Genomic DNA, 19,491 nt, shown 5'->3' on the forward strand with positions numbered 1-19,491 from the left:
GCTGTGAGTTCAACTGATGGACGCAACACACTTATTGAACCGTTCTGCGGGTGATTCATAGTCTAGCGTTTTTCTCGGTCTTTCGTTGAGCTGTCTCGCAACGCTGTTTAGTCTCTGCTGACTGTGAACCGATAAGTCAGTTCCCTTTGGAAAATATTGTCTGAGCAATCTGTTCGTATTTTCATTTGAGCCACGTTGCCAGGGAGATTGAGGATCACAGAAGTAAATCTGGATGTCTGTTGCTACAGTAAACCGGGTGTGGCTGGTCATTTCAGCGCCCCGATCCCAGGTTAATGTTTTATAAAGCTCAACAGGTAATTCCCGGGCTTGTCTGATGAGTGCAGATATAACCGTTATGGTCTTATTGTCCCTGATTTTGGCCAACATAACAAAGCGGGAATGGCGTTCTACAAGGGTGACGATATAGGAGTTTTTCGAGCCCTGGATCAGATCACCTTCCCAGTGACCAGGTATGGCTCTGTCTGCGGCTTCCGGTGGCCTTTCGCTGATAGATAGCGCATTCGGGATTTTCCCTAATCCTTTCCCTTTAAGTGATGACGTTCGGGATCTACGAACCGCTCTTCCGCTTCTGAGGCATTGTTGCAGCTCTTTTTTTAATGCGCCCCGGGTTTGTATAAAAAGCGTTTTATAAATCGTTTCGTGTGACACATGCATTTCCTGATTATCCGGATAACAGCGTTTCAGCCAACCGGCGATCTGCTCCGGCGACCAGTCCTGATGCATCTTCTCTGCAATGATTTTACACAATGTGGGGCTTTCAATTAGCTTGCAAGGTTTTGGTCTCAGAGCATTTTCCCACGCAGAAGTATCGGCTTTTGCTGCACGGTATTGCCTGGCACCTCCGTGCCTCCTGACCTCGCGGCTAATCGTTGAGGGCGCTCTTGATAATTTGGCAGCGATGTCCCTGATACTGAGTTTTGCTACCAATCCTCTGGATATCTCCTCTCTTTCATCAAGCGTAAGCGCTAATCGGTGCCGCTTTCTCACAGGAGGACGGTATCCACCAGTCTGGTGGATAGTGGGCATAATAGAAGAATGATATCTGTCGAACATTCTGGCGATATCATGCAGGGAATCACCTTGCTTATATCTGTCCCAGATAATCGCCTTCTGCTCTGGCGTGTAGTAAATCCGAGTTCTTCGTTTCATGGCAACGTCCCCCTTGATTAAGGATAGCGTTGCATCGACCCGTTGAACTCACAGCCAGGAACGGACGTTACTACTAGCTCAAGCAAACCGCTCCTTAGCCCTTAATGAAGAATGGAGGTATTGGTATAAATAGGTGGGTAATGACTCTAACTTACTGATAGTGTTTTATGTTCAGATAATGCCCGATGACCTTGTCATGCAGCTCCACCGATTTTGAGAACGACAGTGACTTCCGTCCCAGCCTTGCCAGATGTTGTCTCAGATTCAGGTTATGTCGCTCAATGCGCTGAGTGTAACGCTTGCTGATAACGTGCAGCTTTCCCTTCAGGCGGGATTCATACAGCGGCCAGCCATCCGTCATCCATACCACGACCTCAAAGGCCGACAGCAGGCTCAGAAGACGCTCCAGTGTGGCCAGAGTGCGTTCACCGAAGACGTGCGCCACAACCGTCCTCCGTATCCTGTCATACGCGTAAAACAGCCAGCGCTGACGTGATTTAGCACCGACGTAGCCCCACTGTTCGTCCATTTCAGCGCAGACAATCACATCACTGCCCGGTTGTATGCGCGAGGTTACCGACTGCGGCCTGAGTTTTTTAAGTGACGTAAAACCGTGTTGAGGCCAACGCCCATAATGCGTGCACTGGCGCGACATCCGACGCCATTCATGGCCATATCAATGATTTTCTGGTGCGTACCGGGCTGAGAGGCGGTGTAAGTGAACTGTAGTTGCCATGTTTTACGGCAATGAGAGCAGAGATAGCGCTGATGTCCGGCAGTGCTTTTGCCGTTACGCACCACGCCTTCAGTAGCGGAGCAGGAAGGACATCTGATGGAAATGGAAGCCACGCAAGCACCTTAAAATCACCATCATACACTAAATCAGTAAGTTGGCAGCATTACCCATGATCTCATATCAGGGACTTGTTCGCACCTTCCCTAAAATTATCAGAGCATCGACGTACAGAACGAGAATATCGTATCTCTGTCGTGACGGGAAAGTCTGGGGGATGACTGTACAGATCGTTTTTGCCACATACCTTAACGGGGCAAGTGGTGCAATCCTGGTTGTGTCTGACAGGTTTGTCCTGCTCGATGAGATCCTCTGTGCGCACCAGGCGCTAACCGGCTGCCGTAATGTCAGGCAAAGGAAGGCGAGTGTTTCTTCATGATGGACAGATGAAAACATGGTGGCCATCCGTTTTCTTGTCAGTAATGATTATTATTGCATTGATGGCGATTTATTATTCATCAGGTGATGCGGCAGACGGGAATTAATAATAGCCTGATCATTATCAGACTTGTTATTATCGGATGCCCACTGGTAATAATAATCAGTTACGGTATTAATGGTACCGGTTTAATTCTCTGTGTAACGGTTAAAAAATTATATGACGTCTGTCAAAAACTGTGGATAAAATGATTTTTTCTATGGACATAAATGAAATTTACCCCGAAAATTAAATTGCAGGGAAGGAATAAATCAGTGAACAATTCTGTTGGTCGGGAATGGTGATGTCGCATCATCCCGGTTCTTTTATGATTTGAGTTGTGCTCCGGATCAAATTTATTGCCCGTAGTGCGTGTTATAAGCATGGAAAGGTTACATTTCTAAAAATTATAACGCTGACCTGGGGACCGGGAATATGTATTCATTTATCGCACGCCAGCCTATTTTTGACACAAAAATGCAGACCGTCGCTTATGAGCTGCTTTTCAGGGACGGAATGAACAATGCCTTTCCCGATGTTTCACCAGAATACGCCACGTCCAGAATGATTTCTGACCAGTTTTTATGCATCCCTGTTCCCCGTATAGCCAACAATCACAGTTCTTTTATTAATGTGCCGCACCAGATGATCATTAACGGACTGGGCGATACGCTGCCGAATGAAAAAGTGGTCATCGAAATTCTGGAAAATGCAGTCCCGGATGATGCGCTTTTCTGTGCCGTAAAGGATATGCACGACAGGGGTTACCAGCTTGCGCTCGATGATTTCACGATGGATGATGAATGGGACCGCTTTATGCAGTATATTTCTGTCATCAAATTTGATGTCAGAGACAATGACTATGAAGATATCCGGCAATATATCCACAGAAAAAGTCAGCTTCTGCAGGGCATAAAATTCCTTGCTGAAAAAGTGGAAACAAGGGACGAGTTTGAGCTTTACAGCCGGGCGGGTTTCGCGCTTTTCCAGGGATTTTTCTTCAGTCGCCCGGAAATCCTCAGAAATAAATGCCTTTCCCAGAACCCCCTGCCACTCTCCAGGCTGATGATGGAGGTGAACAGGGAAAACCCGGACTTTGCCGCGGTCGAACGTCTGCTTAAAACCGATCTGACGCTGTCATATAAAATCATGCGCTACGTCAGAAACATGCTGTTTAAATCACATGGCATAATTCAGGCGGACAATCTTACCCTGAAAGAAATGCTGATGTATATGGGGGGCAAAGAACTCCGGCGGTTTGTTGCGGTTGCCGCCCTTTCAAATATGGGGCGTTCCGGCATCAGTGAACTTTATCATCTGAGCATGGTTCGCGGAAAATTCTGCGAATTAATTGCCGGAAAAATAAATAATGTTTCATTATCCTATAACGCATTTATATGCGGTCTGTTTTCATTGCTGGATGTCATTCTTGAACTCCCCATGGACGATTTAATTAAACAGATTTCAATCCCGCAAAACGTAACTGCCGCGCTTTGTGAACATAAAGGTGAACTTTTTGACATACTGACCCTGTCGTTATGTTATGAGAAACTTAACTGGGAGGAAACCGCGAAAATATGTAATACCCTCAATATCAGCGAGTTCACTGTTATAGAAACCATGCAGGCCGCAACAAAATGGGCGGACGAGCTCGCCGTCTGTTAAGGATATTTATCACAAGACAAATCAGTCATACACATCATTTTTTTAATTAAAGAAATACCGGTGAACGCCGTTATATCCGCTTATCCAGACACAACGAGACACTATTATCATGGTAATGACTCCAACTTATTGATAGTGTTTTATGTTCAGATAATGCCCGATGACTTTGTCATGCAGCTCCACCGATTTTGAGAACGACAGCGACTTCCGTCCCAGCCGTGCCAGGTGCTGCCTCAGATTCAGGTTATGCCGCTCAATTCGCTGCGTATATCGCTTGCTGATTACGTGCAGCTTTCCCTTCAGGCGGGATTCATACAGCGGCCAGCCATCCGTCATCCATATCACCACGTCAAAGGGTGACAGCAGGCTCATAAGACGCCCCAGCGTCGCCATAGTGCGTTCACCGAATACGTGCGCAACAACCGTCTTCCGGAGCCTGTCATACGCGTAAAACAGCCAGCGCTGGCGCGATTTAGCCCCGACGTATCCCCACTGTTCGTCCATTTCCGCGCAGACGATGACGTCACTGCCCGGCTGTATGCGCGAGGTTACCGACTGCGGCCTGAGTTTTTTAAATGGCGGAAAATCGTGTTGAGGCCAACGCCCATAATGCGGGCGGTTGCCCGGCATCCAACGCCATTCATGGGGTCCGCTTGGAAAACGGAAATTATCCCACGCTAAGACTGTTTTTTGTACAATGTGGTGTCGACTGTGCGTAATGAGCGGTATTTTCCGGATCCCAGCTTAAGATTATTACGCCAGACGTAATCTCCACTCAGATTGATATGTTCCCAGCCCAGGGGAGAAAGATGAGATACCAGTTGCTCATTTATCGGGATACCTTTTCGTTTTAGTGACTCAATAGCTCTTTCTATATATACCGTGTTCCACAACGTGATCGCCGCTGTCAGTAACGTCAGCCCGCTGGCGCGGTAACTCTGATTCTCCAGCCCACGATCCCTTATTTCACCCAGACGGTGCATAAAGACCGCTCGCGCAAGGGCATTACGGGCCTCACCCTTATTCAGCCCCGCCTGTACGCGTCGGCGCAGACCGGGATCACGGAACCAGTCCAGCATAAATAGTGTCCGCTCAATGCGGCCAATCTCTCTCAGCGCTTTGGCAAGTCCATTCTGTTTTGGGTAACTGGCTAACTTTTTCATCATCAGCGATGCGGTGACTGTCCCCTGCTTAATCGAGGTTGCCAGGCGCAATACCTCATCCCAGTGTGCCTCAATGTCTTTGATATTCAGGCTGGTTGTTGATATGACGGACTGAAGCCCCGGATAGCGTTCGGCCTTTCCATGAATAAACAGCCGCTTGTCATGAAGATCCCGGATCCTCGGCGCAAAAGCGAATCCCAGCAGGTGCATCAGGGCGAAAACATGTTCAGTGAAGCCTGCGGTATCGGTGTAATGCTCGGTAATTTCCAGATCGCTTTCATGGTACAGCAGGCCATCAAGCACGTGGGTTGAGTCGCGCACCCGGCTGATCACTTTGGCATAGAACGGGCTGTATTGGTCTGAGATATGCGTATAAATCTGCACGCCCGGCTCCTGACCATATTTAAGATTGACCTGACCGGCATAACGTCCGTGACTGCCTACCCGAAAGTTCTGCCCGTCTGACGATGATGTTGTCCCGTCGCCCCAGAATGCGGCCAGAGGCCGCGCTTTCTGAGCGTTGACCAGCTCGGCCAGTGCCGCTGAATAAGTTTCATCTCTGATGTACCATGCCTGAATACCTTCGAGTGACGATTTTGTTGCCCCCGAGCAGGACTCCGCCATTTTTGTCAGCCCCAGATTGATGCCGTCGGCCAGAATGGTGGTCAGCAACAGTCTTCCGTCTTTTGGTCTGACGTTATTATTTTTGAGGTGCGCGAAGTGACGCGTAAACCCCGTCCAGCTGTCCACTTCTTCCAGTATCTCTGTAATTTTCGGATGAGGAAGCATGCCATAAACCAAATCGGCAAAGGGCGAAACACCCGAAGGGACGCTGTTCTCCAGCGGAGTGATTTTTACTCCTTTATCTGAAATATCAACATCGGGCAAATCACCGGCAAGCGCCATCGCGTTAACTTCTTCCAGACGCGATGCAAGAAGCGTCATACGGGCCTGAAGATATGCCTGGCAATCGGTCTGAACGGCCAACTGTAACTGGTCATTGTGGCGGGATTTATCAAACTCAGCAGTCGGGATGAGATAATCATCAAAATTTCTGTAGCGGCGCGATCCTTTTACCCAGATATCACCGGAACGTAGCGCCCCCTTGAGTTCATTCATTACGCAAAACTCGTAGTACTTGCGGTCGATTCCTGAAGGCGTGAGTACCAGTTTTCGCCAGCTTTCAGGGATAAATCCTGTTGGCGCCGATAGCGGCACTTTACGAAGTTGTTTACGGTACATTTCCCTGATGGTGTCCAGCGCATCGCTGAGCGTCTGCGCCGCAGGTGTCGCCATGAACTGCAATGCTGACAGCATACGCGGGGCGTATTTACGCAGCGTACTGTATTTTTCGGTGATCAGGTGAAGCGGGTCGAAATTGCCCTTACGGGACAGAAACCGTGTTTCTTCCAGGCTGTTGATGAACTCCTGCCAGGGAAGGACATCTTCTATCGCTGCCCAGGGATCTTCACCGGATTCTCTGGCATGCAGTAGTGCCTGACCGACAGTAAAATATTGCTTCAACTTGCTCTGGATGAGTTTCCCCGTCAGCTGAAGCCTCTCGGCTTGTGTGCGTTTTGCCTGGCTGAACAGAGTGCCCAGAATACGTTCGTGCAGTTCGATAACCTCATCAGTCAGTGTGGCCCGCGCTTCCTGAATGACACAAACCAGCGTAGCGTAACGTCTGACATCGGTGAATTTAGCCAGATCTCTGCTGCTCATTTTCCGGCCCTCACGCGCCAGTTTTAGTAACCTGTTCTGGTGAACGGAAAGCGCAATACCATCAGGCAATTCCAGCGCGGCGATGGAATTAAGCCGGTCGATATGTTGCAGCACGTTTTTACCGTTTATTTTACCCGGAGGCTGAAGTAGCCATGCCAGACGGGAAGGTTGTTCACCCTCTGATATGATCAGGCTGTCGAGTGCTGATTTATGCTGCTTTTCCAGTTGCGCAGTAAGTGCCGAAAATACGGCTCTGTCAGCAAGCGTGACAACTTCGGCAAGCGTCCGTTCGATCACATCAACAGAAGGGAAAATAACATTATTGTTATGTAGCCAACTGAGCATTTCTTCCGCCAGCATAAATCCTTTGTCAGTACGCATGGCATAGGGGTGCAGATGCTGGATACAATCTTTTTGCAGTGACCGGCTGAACGGGGATAATTTCAGGTAGCGATAAAGTTCAGTCAGATGTTCCCAGCGAGTTTGCTCTCTGGATGCATATTCCGGCCATAAATCAGGTTGAAGTTTCAGCCGGGAAGCAATTCTGGATATGACGTCACTGTGAGGGGTATTGCTTTTGTCCGGAATAAATCTAGGTCCACGCAGATAACAGAGTAATACAGCAAAACCCAGGCGATTTGCTGGCCGTCGATGTTTATTAATGAGCGCAATATCCTGTTCATTCAGAAAACACATTCGGGTCAGAATAATTTCATCATCTGGAATAACCAGCAAGCGCTCCTGCTCTTCACTGCTCAGTATCTGTCGCCGTGGCATAAATGCTTCCCTCGCGTATAGTTTCCATATGTTATGGGTTAACAGTGACCGAAACCGGTCGGTTTCGTACACCGCTTACAGCACATGTCCGAAACTTAGTGAAATTAATTTCGGACACACGTTATAATTCGGACACCTATTTCGTACGGAAAGTTTCCCATGTCACGTGTTTTTGCCTACTGCAGGGTCTCAACTCTGGAACAGACCACAGAAAACCAGCGTCGTGAAATTGAAGCGGCGGGTTTTGCCATCAGATCCCAACGACTTATTGAGGAGCATATCAGTGGCTCGGTTGCTGCCAGCGAACGCCCCGGATTTATCCGGTTGCTAGATCGCATGGAAAATGGGGATGTACTGATTGTCACCAAACTTGACCGTCTGGGTCGTAATGCGATGGATATCCGAAAAACAGTAGAGCAACTGGCGGCTTTAGATATTCGCGTTCATTGTCTCGCACTCGGAGGCGTTGACTTGACCAGTCCGGCCGGAAAAATGACTATGCAGGTAATTTCTGCTGTAGCGGAGTTTGAGCGGGATTTGCTGCTTGAGCGAACGCATTCAGGTATTGCGAGGGCAAAAGCGGCTGGAAAACGCTTCGGTCGCCCTCCCATCCTGAGCGAGGAACAAAAGCAAACAGTGACAGAGCGCCTAAATGCTGGCATCAGTATCAGTGCTATTGCCCGGGAATTTAATACCACCCGCCAGACTATCCTTCGGGTAAAGGCTGGATTGCTGCAAGAGTGAGCGGCTGGGAAGATTATAAAAAAATCAAATGGTTATTATGAAATAAAACAGCCTTCTGGGTTCTTTTCCCCCTATTTTTTATAAAAGAGTAGACAAAAGAGGTTCGCGATATTAACCTACCAACTAGATGGTTGACACTGATTACACCAGCTATAACTTTTATCAAGAAATTACAGGAGCCATTATGTCTACTACCGTTAAACCTTCTGCAGACGCAGCTGCGATCCACAATACCCGTGAAGCAGTTCGCAGCCAGCCTGGCCTGGGTAACCTGACTTTCCAGATGAAAGCCCGTTCCAGCGGCGGATTAACCGTTCGCACAGAGACCGGCGCCACAATCCAGAACGGCGTTATCGATACCAGCCGCGTGGGGAAATTTTCTAATATCGGTGATGAACCCGCAGGTTTACTCGGCACCGATACCGGCATGAGCCCGACTGAATACATCATGCAGGCGCTGGCTGGCTGTTATACCGCCACCCTCACCATGATGGCTGCTGAAAAAGGGATCGACCTGGACGGTATCGAGCTGGATCTTAATTTCGATATCAACCTCAACGGCTTCCTTGGGCTGGACAGCAACGTGCGTAAAGGTGCGAAATCTATTCGCGTCGATGTTCACCTTACGAGCAAGACCGCCAGTCGCGAGGAGTTAGAAGCGCTGGTCAGCGAAATGCAAAAGAATTCGCCAATCCACGATACTCTGGCTAATCCGGTTGAAATGATTACACGCCTGGCGTGATGTCAGAGATGTAATGCTGCCATTCAGAATGCAGGATGGCAGTGACGTTCAGCTCTGCACGATACTGAGTCAGTGATACAACTTGCTACGGAAAAATAGCAACAATATAATCTATCAACTAGTAGATTATATGGAGTAATTATGACAACCATGACACGGGAACGGCTGCTCAGCGAAGCAGAACACCTGATGCGCGAAAAAGGGTATTCAGCATTCAGCTATGCTGATTTATCAAAAATAGTGGGTATCACCAAGGCCAGTATTCATCACCATTTCCCGACCAAAGATATTCTGGGTGAGCAGGTGGTAATACAGGCGTTCTCTGATACGCAACGCGTATTTGAGCAGATAGAGGCTACTGAGAAAAGCGCGGAGAAAAGAATTGCGGCCTACATCGATATCTTCGCGCAAAGCCATAAAGCTTCACTACTGCCACTGTGTTGTGCGTTGTCAGCAGAGACCGCCAATCTGCCTCAGGCAATTACTGTACAGACATCACTTTATTTCGATATGCAAATCGAGTGGCTCACAAAAGTCGTCAGGGCGGGCATGGAGTCAGGTGAGTTTTCATCCCATGCCGAACCATCAGATATTGCTTTGATGATCATTAATGTCTGTGAAGGCTCAAGCGTAGTGGCGCATGCAACGGCCAGACCCGAAGTCTTCGCCAACAGCCTTAAGTATATAAAACTGCTTCTTAATACCCCTCATTCAGGAGAATGACACTATGCTGGACTGGAACAACTATCGCTCAGAGTTAATGCAACGTTTAGGCGAGTTAGGCAAACTGACCCCCGAGACCATGAAAGGCGTGGTTGCCCTGGGCAACGCAGGTAACAAAACTGACCTTTTGGGCGCAAAAGTGCGTGAACTCATTGCCCTGGCGTGCGCAGTCACAACCCGCTGCGACGGCTGTATTGCTTTTCACGCCGACGCCGCTGTGAAAGCCGGTGCAACCGACGCTGAAATTGCTGAAGCGCTGGGCGTGGCGATTAACCTCAACGCTGGCGCGGCGGTCATTTATTCAGCCCGCACTCTGGATGCCGTCGGTCAGGCACGCGGTTAAGCATTAATAAATTCCACGTTAAAAGGGCATTACTGCCCTTTTTTTATGTCCGCAATCGCCTGAGCATATACCGATGCAGGTTTCACACCCGGTATGCGTTTAACTAATTGCCCTTCATGAAATATCAGCACAGACGGCAGCCCCCAGATCTCGTATTTGGTTGTCAGCACCGGCGCCTGATCTACATTGACTTTCCCCACCTGAATATCTCCATCGAGCCGGTCTGCAAACTGACTGAACATTTCTTCGCTGGCCTGACAGGGCGGACACCAGGGTGCAGAGAAACGTACCACCGATATTCCTTTGTACTGCTCTATCTGGCGGAAATTATCTTCGTTATAAGCTGTTAATGTACGCATGGTGATGACCTCGCAAAATGAGTGACAATTCAGAAATGGCTGCGTTATGACAAAAAAATACGGCACCCCCGTTGACCTACCTACTAGATGGTTGGTATATTGCCATCCATCAGATGTTTATGCAACTCCAGTGCGCGACGTCCGGTCGATGATACTTCCGGGTTGTGCAAATCCCTGCCGGGATACTCCTTTTTGTTTCTGTGAGGTATACGATGAGTAAGCTTTTCACCCCCTACAATCTGTCTGGCCTGGCGTTAAAAAACCGTGTAGTCATGGCACCGATGACCCGCACCCGCACCATGAATGACGTGCCGGATGAGGTCGTGGCTTTGTACTATGCACAGCGTGCTTCTGCTGGCCTGCTCATCACCGAAGGGATGCCGGTTTCAGAAGAAGGCCGGGGTTACCTCTATACCCCTGGTATCTACAACGACGAACACGTCCAGGGCTGGCGTAAGGTGACACAAGCGGTTCACGCCAAAGGTGGCCGTATTTTCGCGCAGCTCTGGCACGTCGGCCGTATGTCTCACGTCTCTCTTCAGCCAGGCCACATAGCGCCGGTTTCAGCGGGCACCGTTCAGGCGGTCAATACCACCGTTTTTGCGCTGACCGAATCCGGAGAACCGGGCCCGGTTGTACCAAGCCAGCCACGCGCGCTGGAAACGCATGAAGTGAAACGCATCACTGCAGACTTCGTGCACTCCGCACGCCTGGCGATGGAAGCCGGCTTTGACGGTGTGGAAATCATGGCTGCAAACGGATTCATCTTTGACCAGTTCCTCAGTAGCGAACTGAACACCCGCACCGACGAATACGGCGGCTCGGTGGAAAATCGTCAGCGTTTCCTGCTGGAGACCATTGACGCCGTGGCGGAAGCCGTGGGTAACAGCCACGTTGCCGTGCGCCTGTCACCGTTCGGCCGCATTTATGACCTCGCGCCGTATGAAGGTGAAGAGCAAACCTGGTCAGCCATCACCGACGCGCTCGGTCAGCGGGAGCTGGCTTACGTACACCTTTACTATCAGCCGGTGTACACCAAAGCGCCACTTCCGGAAGGATTCCGCCGCCGTTTTCGCAACACGTTTAAAGGCACCATCATCGCTGCCGGCGGTTTCACCCGTGATATCGCAGAGCAGGCTCTGGAAGATGATGAGCTGGATCTGGTGGCATTTGGTGTGCCCTACATCGCTAACCCGGATCTGGTTGAAAGAATGCAAAACGGCTGGCCACTGGCAGAAAGTGACCGCGCCACCTACTACGGCGTCAGTGGTTCCCCGGAAAAAGGCTATACCGATTACCCGGTCTGGCAGGCGCAATAAATCCCATACGGTCGCGGTTCTCTGATAAGTGAGACCCGACCGCCCAAGGTCTTTGAGGAATCATTATGCAAACGCTGAAACCCACCCTCACCATCGATATCTGGTCAGATTTGGTCTGCCCGTGGTGCTGGATTGCTAAGAAAAGATTTGAACAGGGTCTGAATCGCTTTGAATTTCGCGATCAGGTGGTGATCCGTCATCACAGCTACCGTCTGGCCGGTGGTACTCCCGCTATGCCTTTTAAGGATGCCATCGTTAAAAAACTGGGCAGTCAGCATTCAGCGGAGCTGATGATGAATCAGGTGGGCACCGCCGGTAAATCTGAAGGTCTGATCTACAACTTTGACGGCATGATGTTTGGTGATACAGAAGATGCACACACCCTGCTGGTTGCCGCGCGTAAGGCCGGAATTGCGGACGCGGTGGAAGAACGTTTTTATCACGGCAGTATCACCGAAGGTCGCTCTCTCTTTGACCGTCAGCAGCTCGTTGCAATGGCCGTAGAAGCCGGTATGGAGAAAGCTGACGCCGAAGCCGCTCTGGAAAATGACGATTTTCGCGCCACCGTTTCCGACGATGAAGCCCACGCACAGTCTATTGGCCTCAGCGGCGTTCCGGTTTTTGTGATGAACGAGAAATACGCCATCAGCGGGGCTCAGGGGGCAGACAACTTTTTGAATGCCCTGCGTCAGGTCTGGGATGAACAGCAAACCGAATTTTCAGCCACTGCGGGTCAGACCTGCGGAACGGATGGCTGCAGCATTTAATCCGTCAACCGCCGGCAGTTTCACGCTGCCGGCAACGTCTTACCCACCAGTAATGGAGTCTGAAAATGAATACATTTTTCAAAGGTAAAAAACTGCTTGTCGTCGGCGGCACCAGCGGCATGGGTCTCGCCGTGGCACGCATGGTACTGGAAGCGGGCGGCAGTGTGGTGCTGACCGGGAATAAAAAAGACAAAGCCGAAGCGGTACAAAAAGAGCTGAGCCCGCTGGGACCGGTGGCGGTCATCGCGGCCAACCTGATGACTGAAGAAGGTATGGAAACTATCCGTCATGAAATCAATGCCAGCCATCGCGATATCAGCCTGATGGTAAATGCCGCCGGGATCTTTATGCCGAAAGGGTTTACCGAGCACAGCTTTGCCGATTATGACATGTACTTTTCGCTGAACCGCGCCACGTTCTTTATTACGCAGGATGTCGTGAAGAACATGCTCGCCGCGAAGCTCGAAGGGTCTATCGTCAACGTCGGTTCGATTGGTGCCCAGGCAGCACTGGGTGACTCGCCGTCCTCGGCCTATTCAATGGCAAAAGCGGGTCTGCATGCCCTGACGCGTAATCTGGCGATTGAACTGGCCAGCGCGGGTATTCGTGTCAACGCTGTGTCTCCCGGGATTGTTCATACACCAATATACGAAGGCTTCATGGACAAAGCGGATATCGCTGATGCTATGAAGTCGTTGAACGATTTCCACCCGTTAGGCCGCGTCGGAACCGCAGAGGATGTGGCAAACACCATTCTCTTCCTGTTGTCTGACAAAACATCATGGGTGACGGGCGCTATCTGGGATGTCGATGCCGGCATTATGGCGGTCAGACGATAACCCCGGTACGTTGACAAGAGCCGCCCCTTTACGGGCGTCATTTTTTTGTCGCCAGAAATGTCATCAGCAGACTTCACTCAGGATATTCACAACCTGTTCATCCGTGCCTTTTTTGTTCCCGGCACAGGGTGTTATGCCGGGTTCTGACGACATCCTGACAGGACAAACGGCCAGAGAGAAAGGGGTTATACCCTGTTAGGGGCCGGTGTCCGCAGTACCTGTGAAATTCTTTTCATCCCTGCTGTCAGCATAGTCCGTGGGCACGCCAGATTTAACCGGATATGTCCTTCCCCATTGTCGACAAACAGCAAGCCCCCTTCAAGAAGCACCCCTGACTCCCGGGCAAAATACAGCGATAAATCCTCACCCACAGTGTCGGGCAGGTAGTGGCTAATATCTATCCAGGCCAGATATGTCCCTTCGGGGATCGAGAACCTGGTTTCGGGTAAATAGCTTTTGAGGTAGTCGTGCAGGTACTGGAAATTGCCGTCAATATATTCCCTCAGATGGACAAGCCAGTCATCGCATTCACTCCACGCCGCTTTGTTTGCTGCCAGGCTCAGCGGAGAGATGAACTCGTCGTGTCTGAGACGCCACTCGCTTCTGACACCGGGATCCGGAATAATGATATTTGCCAACAAATTCCCGGCCAGATTGAATGTTTTACTCGAGGACATGCAGGTAATAATGCGTGTAGAATCAGGGAAAAGAGAGGCGGCCGGTGTATGACCGATACCACTTCGGGACAGGTCACAGTGAATTTCGTCAGATATCACCCAGATATCATTGGCCAGGCAAATTTCAATAATCCGCTTAAGTTCATCAGGCCGCCAGACTCGTCCGGTCGGGTTATGCGGATTACACAGGAAAAGAATTTTCACACGTAAGTCGGCCTGACTGGCTTTGCGTGTAAAGTCTTCCCAGTCAGGTTCCCAGCCACCTGCTGATTTTTTTAACGCCGAGTACACCACGCGACGCTGACTGTATTCACCCGCCTTTTTAAACGGGCCATATGAAGGCGTCATAATAAGAATACTGTCATCCTTGTCGGTCAGAAGCGGGACGAGACGGTTCAGCGCGGGAATAATGCCCGGAGACAGTACAATGTCTTCCGTTTTGAAACGGTGACCATATTGTCGCTCACACCAGTTGCCAAAGATTTCATAGTATTCTTCGTCGTAGATTTTAGTGTAGCCGAGTATTTTTCTATCCAGACGGTCTCTGATGGCCTGAAGAATCGGCTCTGGTGTGGCAAAAGCCATGTCAGCAACCCAGAGGTTGATTAGCCCTTCTGCCGGATACCGCATTGCAAATTCGGACTGCCCCGCAAACAGGTATTCCCGCCAGCCGTCCACGGTAAGACTGTCTGTTTTCTCTCTGCTTACGTACTCATCAAAATCATATTTCATTTCATGAACCTGCCTTAGGTGTAGTCTGAAACGTCGACCTCAGTATTCCTGTCAGTCTGATGCCGGAGCGGGAAAACTGGCTCGTGTGATTAACATAAGAGAATCATTACAACTGCATGAATTAATTGCGTTATTGAGGTTTTCTCGCCTTTGCCATCGGCTGACGGGGGGATTTCTCGCGTGTCACCATCACAATGCCAGTCAGCACTGCCAGGGCAGAAAATATCGTTCTGACCGTCAGTGATTCACCCAGGAATACCACACCCCCTAGCATTGCCAGGCAGGGAACGCTGAGCTGAAGGATACTGGCGGTAATAGAGCCGAGGGAGGGTAAAAGGGTATACCACAATACATAGGCACCGGCTGAGGCGACGGCACCGGACAGCAATGACAAAGCAATGCCTGCAGCATCAGAGTGACCCTGCTTCATAAACAGCAACGTAAGAGCGAGAGCCATCGGCGCTGCGAGAATAAAATTAGCCGCCGTTGAAGCCCCGGCAGCCTGGCCCGCCCTCCCCCTGACGGAATAGGCGGCCCAGGCTAATCCGGAAACGATCATCATAAGTGCACTGTAAAGCGGCGGTGCCTTCGTCCCGGGTAACAGCAGGGCAGCAATTCCCGTCAGAGCCAGAACTAAACCGCAAGCCCGCATAGCGGAGAGTGATTCTCCTTTAAATAATCCGTGGATCACCATCGCAAACTGTACGGCACCAAAAAGTAACAGCGCACCAGCCCCGGTATCGAGATGGATATAGGCGACAGAAAACAGCACCGCATACGCCATGAGGTAAAACCCGCTCAGCGGACGCCACAGCGATAATGTGGTCCTGGCGTGATAAAAGAGGAAGGGGGACAGGACGAATGCACCACTGGCCAGCCTGAGGCTGCTGAATGAAAGGGGATCAATGTGGCCTCCCTGCAGGGCCAGACGACACAGAATGGAGTTTGCCGCAAATGCCAGCATTGCCAGTGATATTTTAAGAATGAGCGCGCACCTGGCCATTCGAGAAGTCCTCACAAAAGCCTTGTAAACTACCATCTAGTTGGTAGCATAGCGTAAGTGATCGCCGAACAGGAAGCAATAACCAGCTTCCAAACTGGAAGGTGAGGACAGGCATTCGGAATGAATTCTGTTTCACATCCCCAGTGGAGGACGGAAAACGCGTTATGCCAGATGCAGAGCAGAAGATTATTTTTCTCCTGCGATCAAACATATGACATCAGTTTAAGGCCCGGAATATCCTATGAAAAAACTAAAATTTACGTTCAAAAATGCGGCGGGTGAAGAACTGGCCGGATTGCTTGAACTTCCTGAAAATCCTAAAGCGTTTGCGCTGTTAGCTCATTGTTTTACGTGTGGCAAAGACCTCAAAGGCGCGGCGCGTATTGCGCGGAAACTGACAGAGAAAGCTATCGCCGTTCTCCGGTTTGATTTTACTGGTCTGGGAAACAGCGAAGGGGATTTTTCCAACACCAACTTCTCATCCAATATTTCGGACCTGCTTTGCGCGGTAGATTATCTCCGCCGACAGTACGAAGCGCCTTCTTTGCTCATCGGTCATAGCCTGGGGGGATCGGCCATCCTGTCTATCGCCGGCGAAGTTCCTGAGGCAAAGGCCATTGTCACCATAGGATCACCCGGAGAACTGACACACGTAAAACGTCTTTTTAAGGATGATGTTGAAAACATTAACCAGCATGGAGCCTATCCCGTTGAGCTGGCCGGGCGGGTGTTTACGTTAAAGAAACAGATGCTGGACAATATTCAGGAACACAAAATCGCTCATAAGGTGTTCGCCATGAACAAACCTCTGCTGATTTTTCATGCGACTGAAGATGATACCGTGTTAATTGAGCAGGCCGAGAAAATATTCAAAGCAGCTAAGCATCCCAAGAGTTTCATTTCCCTGGGTAAGGCTGATCACCTTCTGACACATGCTCAGGATGCTGAATACGTTGCCGATATCATTATATCGTGGAGCGAATGTTACCTATAAACAGAGTAAATGCGTTCAAACTCGTAGCGCTGAGGGCGATTTTCTGCAGAGATCGGACGCTGTTTATGCTGGACTGATTTTGCGATAAAGGCTTAGGCCGATGCATACAGGCGGGGCTGAATAAGGGTGAGGCCCTTGGGCGAGCATCCTTCATGCACCGGCTGAATGAAATCAGGGATCTGGGGGTGGGAGGATCAGCGTTACCACGCCACCGGCGCTGACACTACATACGGCGGCGATAACACTCTGGAATACGGTTTATATAGAAAGAACCATTGAGCCGCTTAAGCAAAAAGGAGTCCCTGTTAATGAACTGCTGGTCTCTCATCCTTCTCCACTGCTGTACAAAATATAGTCTTAGCGTGGGATAATTTCCGTTTTCCAAGCGGACCCCATGCAGGTCGGCATGGTGGGTGGTATAGCCTGACTGTTTCGCCACCGCGGTGGCAATATCGGCCCAACGATCATCATTTACCAATGCGGTTGGTCCCGCATGCCAGATTACGTCGATTTGTGCGCCAAAGGCGTGGGCAAATCCGGCGGCGATGTCATTAACCCGAGCCTTAACCTGCTGCTGTACCTGGTTTCGGTGCGTTCTGAGTGTCCCTTCCAGCTCAACGGACTCCGGCAGAACGTTCCATGTGTTTCCTCCCTGAATACGGGTCACGCTGAGCACCACCGAATCCAGCGTGTTAACGTCGCGGCTGGCAACGCTTTGCAGCACTGTTACCAGTTGGCTGGCAAGCAGGATGGCATCCTTACCTTCATGAGGACGCGCCGCATGTGCGCCCTTGCCATTTATGCGCAGCACGAAGCGATCAACATTGGCATAAAATGCGCCGCCACGTGTGGCAAATTCACCCACCGGCAAACCGGGCTCATTGTGCATACCGAAAATAGCCGCTACGTTTTGCAGCGCACCGGCGCGGATCAACGTTTTTGCGCCGCCGAAACTCTCTTCAGCTGGCTGAAACAAAATACGTACTCGCCCCGGTAAGGTTGTTTCCTGTTGTTTTAGCAGAAGTGCTGCACCAAGCATAACGCTGGTATGGACGTCATGCCCGCAGGCATGCATCACGCCCGGCGTGAGGGAGCGAAACGGAACGTCGGCGCTTTCTTCTATCGGTAGCGCGTCGATATCCGCCCGCAGCGCGATGACATCTTCTCCCTGACCAATTTCAGCGACCAGACCGGTTTTCAGCTCGAATGGCAGAATGTCGACGTCCGCAGCGTGCAACCAGGCGTGAATGCGCGCCGTGGTTGCTTCCTCCTGTAGAGAAAGCTCCGGATGCTGATGTAATTCACGACGCCAGTCGATAAGCGTTGAGCCGAGAGTCATCAGAGCACCTCCACGGCATTATGGGCTTGCGCCAACAAACGCAGCGATGTCAGACGCGCATGCCCTTGCGCCACTGGCGTGTCGATAATGAACTCGTCAATGCCAAATTGCGTATGCAGAGCATTCAGCTTTGCCATCACCTCCTGAGCGGTGCCGTGTAGCAACGCCTGCTCACGACGCGCGATTTTGCGTGGTGGGCTGCCAGACTGAGCGGCAAACGCCAGCGCCTGTTCTTCGCTGGCTACCGTGACACGTTGACCATCTTCCAGCTCCACGCCCCAGAGTTGTACGTTTTCCGCCAGTTGCGCAGCGGTGTCGTAACTGTCAGCCACAATCACCTGTACGGCGACTATCGTCGGGCGTGCACTGTGGGTCTGCCAGAAGGACAAAACGTCATGCAATAACGCTTTGTCACCATTGAGGTGCGCTGCGAAGATGAAATTCCAGTCGGATTGCGCTGCTAACTGCGCGCTTTGCACACTGGCTCCCAGAACAAACTTTTCCGGTGGTATCGGTGGAATTGGCGTCGGGAATACCGTCTCCCCGCTTTCCGTTCCGCTCAGCGCCAGCCAATCGTTAAGCAAAGAAAGCTGGTCGGCAAAACTGCCTTTTTCTTCCTGATGCAGCCCATGCTGTAACGCCTGGGTCGACAGCGGTAAGCCGCCAGGGGCTTTCCCTACGCCGAGATCGACACGTCCAGGAGCCAGCGATGCCAGAAGATTGAAGTTTTCCGCCACTTTGTACGGGCTGTAATGTTGCAGCATCACGCCGCCGGAACCTACGCGGATATGCTGAGTTTGCCCGAGGACCCAGGCGATCACCAGCTCCGGCGATGGGCTGGCCAGCTGTGGCGTATTATGGTGTTCCGCGATCCAGAAACGATGGTACCCCCACTCTTCTGCCTGTTGCGCCAGGCGCAACGTCCGGGAAAGCGCGGTCGCGGCAGTTTCACCTTCCCCGATGGGGCTTTTATCCAGAATACTCAGGCGATATGACATGTTACGAGCCTATGTTTGTTAACATGTCTTTATTATTAATTTATCAAATAGCCATACTGAAACATTTAATTTACATTTGCTCAGCTAAAAAGTAGATAACAACCCCTGTCGCTGCCAGGGTTAAAATTTGGATCGCCCAGTACAGGTTGTAACGCCAAACTAAAAAAACACCCGCAATTAATAGCCTACAAAATATAATAGGGT

Annotated in this window: 16 protein-coding genes and 3 pseudogenes; 10 read left to right on the top strand and 9 right to left on the bottom strand. The window is 50.6% G+C overall.

All coding sequences use genetic code 11. The features are described from left to right. Nucleotides 1-9 precede the first annotated feature (9 nt). A complete protein-coding gene (locus OGX89_RS00075) occupies nucleotides 10-1,170 on the bottom strand; it encodes an IS30 family transposase (protein WP_049015173.1) in 1,161 nt (386 codons plus the stop codon). A 151-nt stretch (nucleotides 1,171-1,321) separates the two neighbouring features. After that, a protein-coding gene (locus tag OGX89_RS00080; RefSeq protein WP_094106546.1) for an IS1 family transposase occupies nucleotides 1,322-2,019 on the bottom strand; the annotation gives its coding sequence in 2 pieces (ribosomal slippage) (nucleotides 1,322-1,770 and nucleotides 1,770-2,019; 699 coding nt in all). A gap of 797 nt (nucleotides 2,020-2,816) precedes the next feature. On the opposite strand from OGX89_RS00080, the gene OGX89_RS00085 reads away from it, so the two are divergent. Further along, nucleotides 2,817-4,046: an EAL and HDOD domain-containing protein gene (locus tag OGX89_RS00085; RefSeq protein WP_042201166.1), complete on the top strand. Its 1,230-nt coding sequence runs from the start codon at nucleotides 2,817-2,819 to the stop codon at nucleotides 4,044-4,046. A 126-nt stretch (nucleotides 4,047-4,172) separates the two neighbouring features. Here OGX89_RS00085 and OGX89_RS00090 read toward each other — a convergent pair. Together OGX89_RS00090 and OGX89_RS00095 are read right to left on the bottom strand one after the other, a co-directional pair. After that, nucleotides 4,173-4,690 (bottom strand): annotated as a pseudogene (locus tag OGX89_RS00090) (IS1-like element IS1B family transposase); the annotation flags it as partial. A 33-nt stretch (nucleotides 4,691-4,723) separates the two neighbouring features. Next, a complete protein-coding gene (locus tag OGX89_RS00095; protein WP_126957567.1) occupies nucleotides 4,724-7,708 on the bottom strand; it encodes a Tn3 family transposase in 2,985 nt (994 codons plus the stop codon). A gap of 159 nt (nucleotides 7,709-7,867) precedes the next feature. Between OGX89_RS00095 and OGX89_RS00100 the strand changes: the two genes are divergently transcribed. The 4 genes from OGX89_RS00100 (at nucleotide 7,868) to OGX89_RS00115 (ending at nucleotide 10,260) form a co-directional block, all read left to right on the top strand. Next, a complete protein-coding gene (locus OGX89_RS00100; protein ID WP_008502231.1) occupies nucleotides 7,868-8,452 on the top strand; it encodes a recombinase family protein in 585 nt (194 codons plus the stop codon). Between the two features lie 184 nt (nucleotides 8,453-8,636). Then, complete coding sequence (locus tag OGX89_RS00105) at nucleotides 8,637-9,194, top strand: OsmC family protein (protein ID WP_000108589.1); 558 nt, start codon at nucleotides 8,637-8,639, stop codon at nucleotides 9,192-9,194. 141 nt (nucleotides 9,195-9,335) lie between these two features. Next, on the top strand, nucleotides 9,336-9,917 hold the full coding sequence (locus tag OGX89_RS00110) for a TetR/AcrR family transcriptional regulator (RefSeq protein WP_008502230.1): 582 nt from the start codon (nucleotides 9,336-9,338) through the stop codon (nucleotides 9,915-9,917). 4 nt (nucleotides 9,918-9,921) lie between these two features. Beyond that, nucleotides 9,922-10,260: a carboxymuconolactone decarboxylase family protein gene (locus OGX89_RS00115; protein ID WP_000888080.1), complete on the top strand. Its 339-nt coding sequence runs from the start codon at nucleotides 9,922-9,924 to the stop codon at nucleotides 10,258-10,260. Between the two features lie 29 nt (nucleotides 10,261-10,289). Here the strand turns inward: OGX89_RS00115 and OGX89_RS00120 are convergent, their stop codons facing one another. Beyond that, a complete protein-coding gene (locus OGX89_RS00120; RefSeq protein ID WP_008502229.1) occupies nucleotides 10,290-10,619 on the bottom strand; it encodes a thioredoxin family protein in 330 nt (109 codons plus the stop codon). 212 nt (nucleotides 10,620-10,831) lie between these two features. Here OGX89_RS00120 and OGX89_RS00125 point away from each other — a divergent pair, with 212 nt between their 5' ends. The 3 genes from OGX89_RS00125 (at nucleotide 10,832) to OGX89_RS00135 (ending at nucleotide 13,544) form a co-directional block, all read left to right on the top strand. Then, nucleotides 10,832-11,938, top strand: a complete 1,107-nt coding sequence (locus OGX89_RS00125) for an alkene reductase (RefSeq protein WP_006687059.1) — start codon at nucleotides 10,832-10,834, stop codon at nucleotides 11,936-11,938. Nucleotides 11,939-12,003: 65 nt separating this feature from the next. Further along, complete coding sequence (locus tag OGX89_RS00130) at nucleotides 12,004-12,705, top strand: DsbA family oxidoreductase (RefSeq protein ID WP_008502228.1); 702 nt, start codon at nucleotides 12,004-12,006, stop codon at nucleotides 12,703-12,705. Nucleotides 12,706-12,770: 65 nt separating this feature from the next. Then, on the top strand, nucleotides 12,771-13,544 hold the full coding sequence (locus OGX89_RS00135; protein WP_001091224.1) for an SDR family NAD(P)-dependent oxidoreductase: 774 nt from the start codon (nucleotides 12,771-12,773) through the stop codon (nucleotides 13,542-13,544). Nucleotides 13,545-13,729: 185 nt separating this feature from the next. On the opposite strand, the gene OGX89_RS00140 is transcribed toward OGX89_RS00135, so the two are convergent. Continuing rightward, complete coding sequence (locus OGX89_RS00140) at nucleotides 13,730-14,953, bottom strand: MalY/PatB family protein (RefSeq protein WP_000872613.1); 1,224 nt, start codon at nucleotides 14,951-14,953, stop codon at nucleotides 13,730-13,732. A 130-nt stretch (nucleotides 14,954-15,083) separates the two neighbouring features. Further along, the gene (locus tag OGX89_RS00145) at nucleotides 15,084-15,956 is read right to left on the bottom strand and encodes a DMT family transporter (RefSeq protein WP_000090196.1); all 873 of its coding nucleotides are present in this window, start codon (nucleotides 15,954-15,956) and stop codon (nucleotides 15,084-15,086) included. 241 nt (nucleotides 15,957-16,197) lie between these two features. Between OGX89_RS00145 and OGX89_RS00150 the strand changes: the two genes are divergently transcribed. Next, nucleotides 16,198-16,950, top strand: coding sequence for an alpha/beta hydrolase family protein (locus tag OGX89_RS00150; RefSeq protein ID WP_000734115.1), 753 nt, complete (start codon nucleotides 16,198-16,200; stop codon nucleotides 16,948-16,950). Between the two features lie 26 nt (nucleotides 16,951-16,976). Then, nucleotides 16,977-17,290: pseudogene (locus OGX89_RS00155) on the top strand (Tn3 family transposase); the annotation flags it as partial. 54 nt (nucleotides 17,291-17,344) lie between these two features. Here OGX89_RS00155 and OGX89_RS00160 read toward each other — a convergent pair. Both OGX89_RS00160 and OGX89_RS00165 read right to left on the bottom strand, forming a co-directional pair. Next, a pseudogene (locus OGX89_RS00160) lies at nucleotides 17,345-18,289 on the bottom strand (amidohydrolase); the annotation flags it as partial. After that, nucleotides 18,289-19,287: an MsnO8 family LLM class oxidoreductase gene (locus tag OGX89_RS00165; protein ID WP_003833084.1), complete on the bottom strand. Its 999-nt coding sequence runs from the start codon at nucleotides 19,285-19,287 to the stop codon at nucleotides 18,289-18,291. The pseudogene OGX89_RS00160 and the gene OGX89_RS00165, both read right to left, overlap by 1 nt. Nucleotides 19,288-19,491: the final 204 nt, after the last annotated feature.

The sequence above is a fragment of the Citrobacter sp. Cpo103 genome (genome assembly GCF_030332605.1).
Classification (GTDB): Bacteria; Pseudomonadota; Gammaproteobacteria; order Enterobacterales; family Enterobacteriaceae; genus Citrobacter; species Citrobacter portucalensis.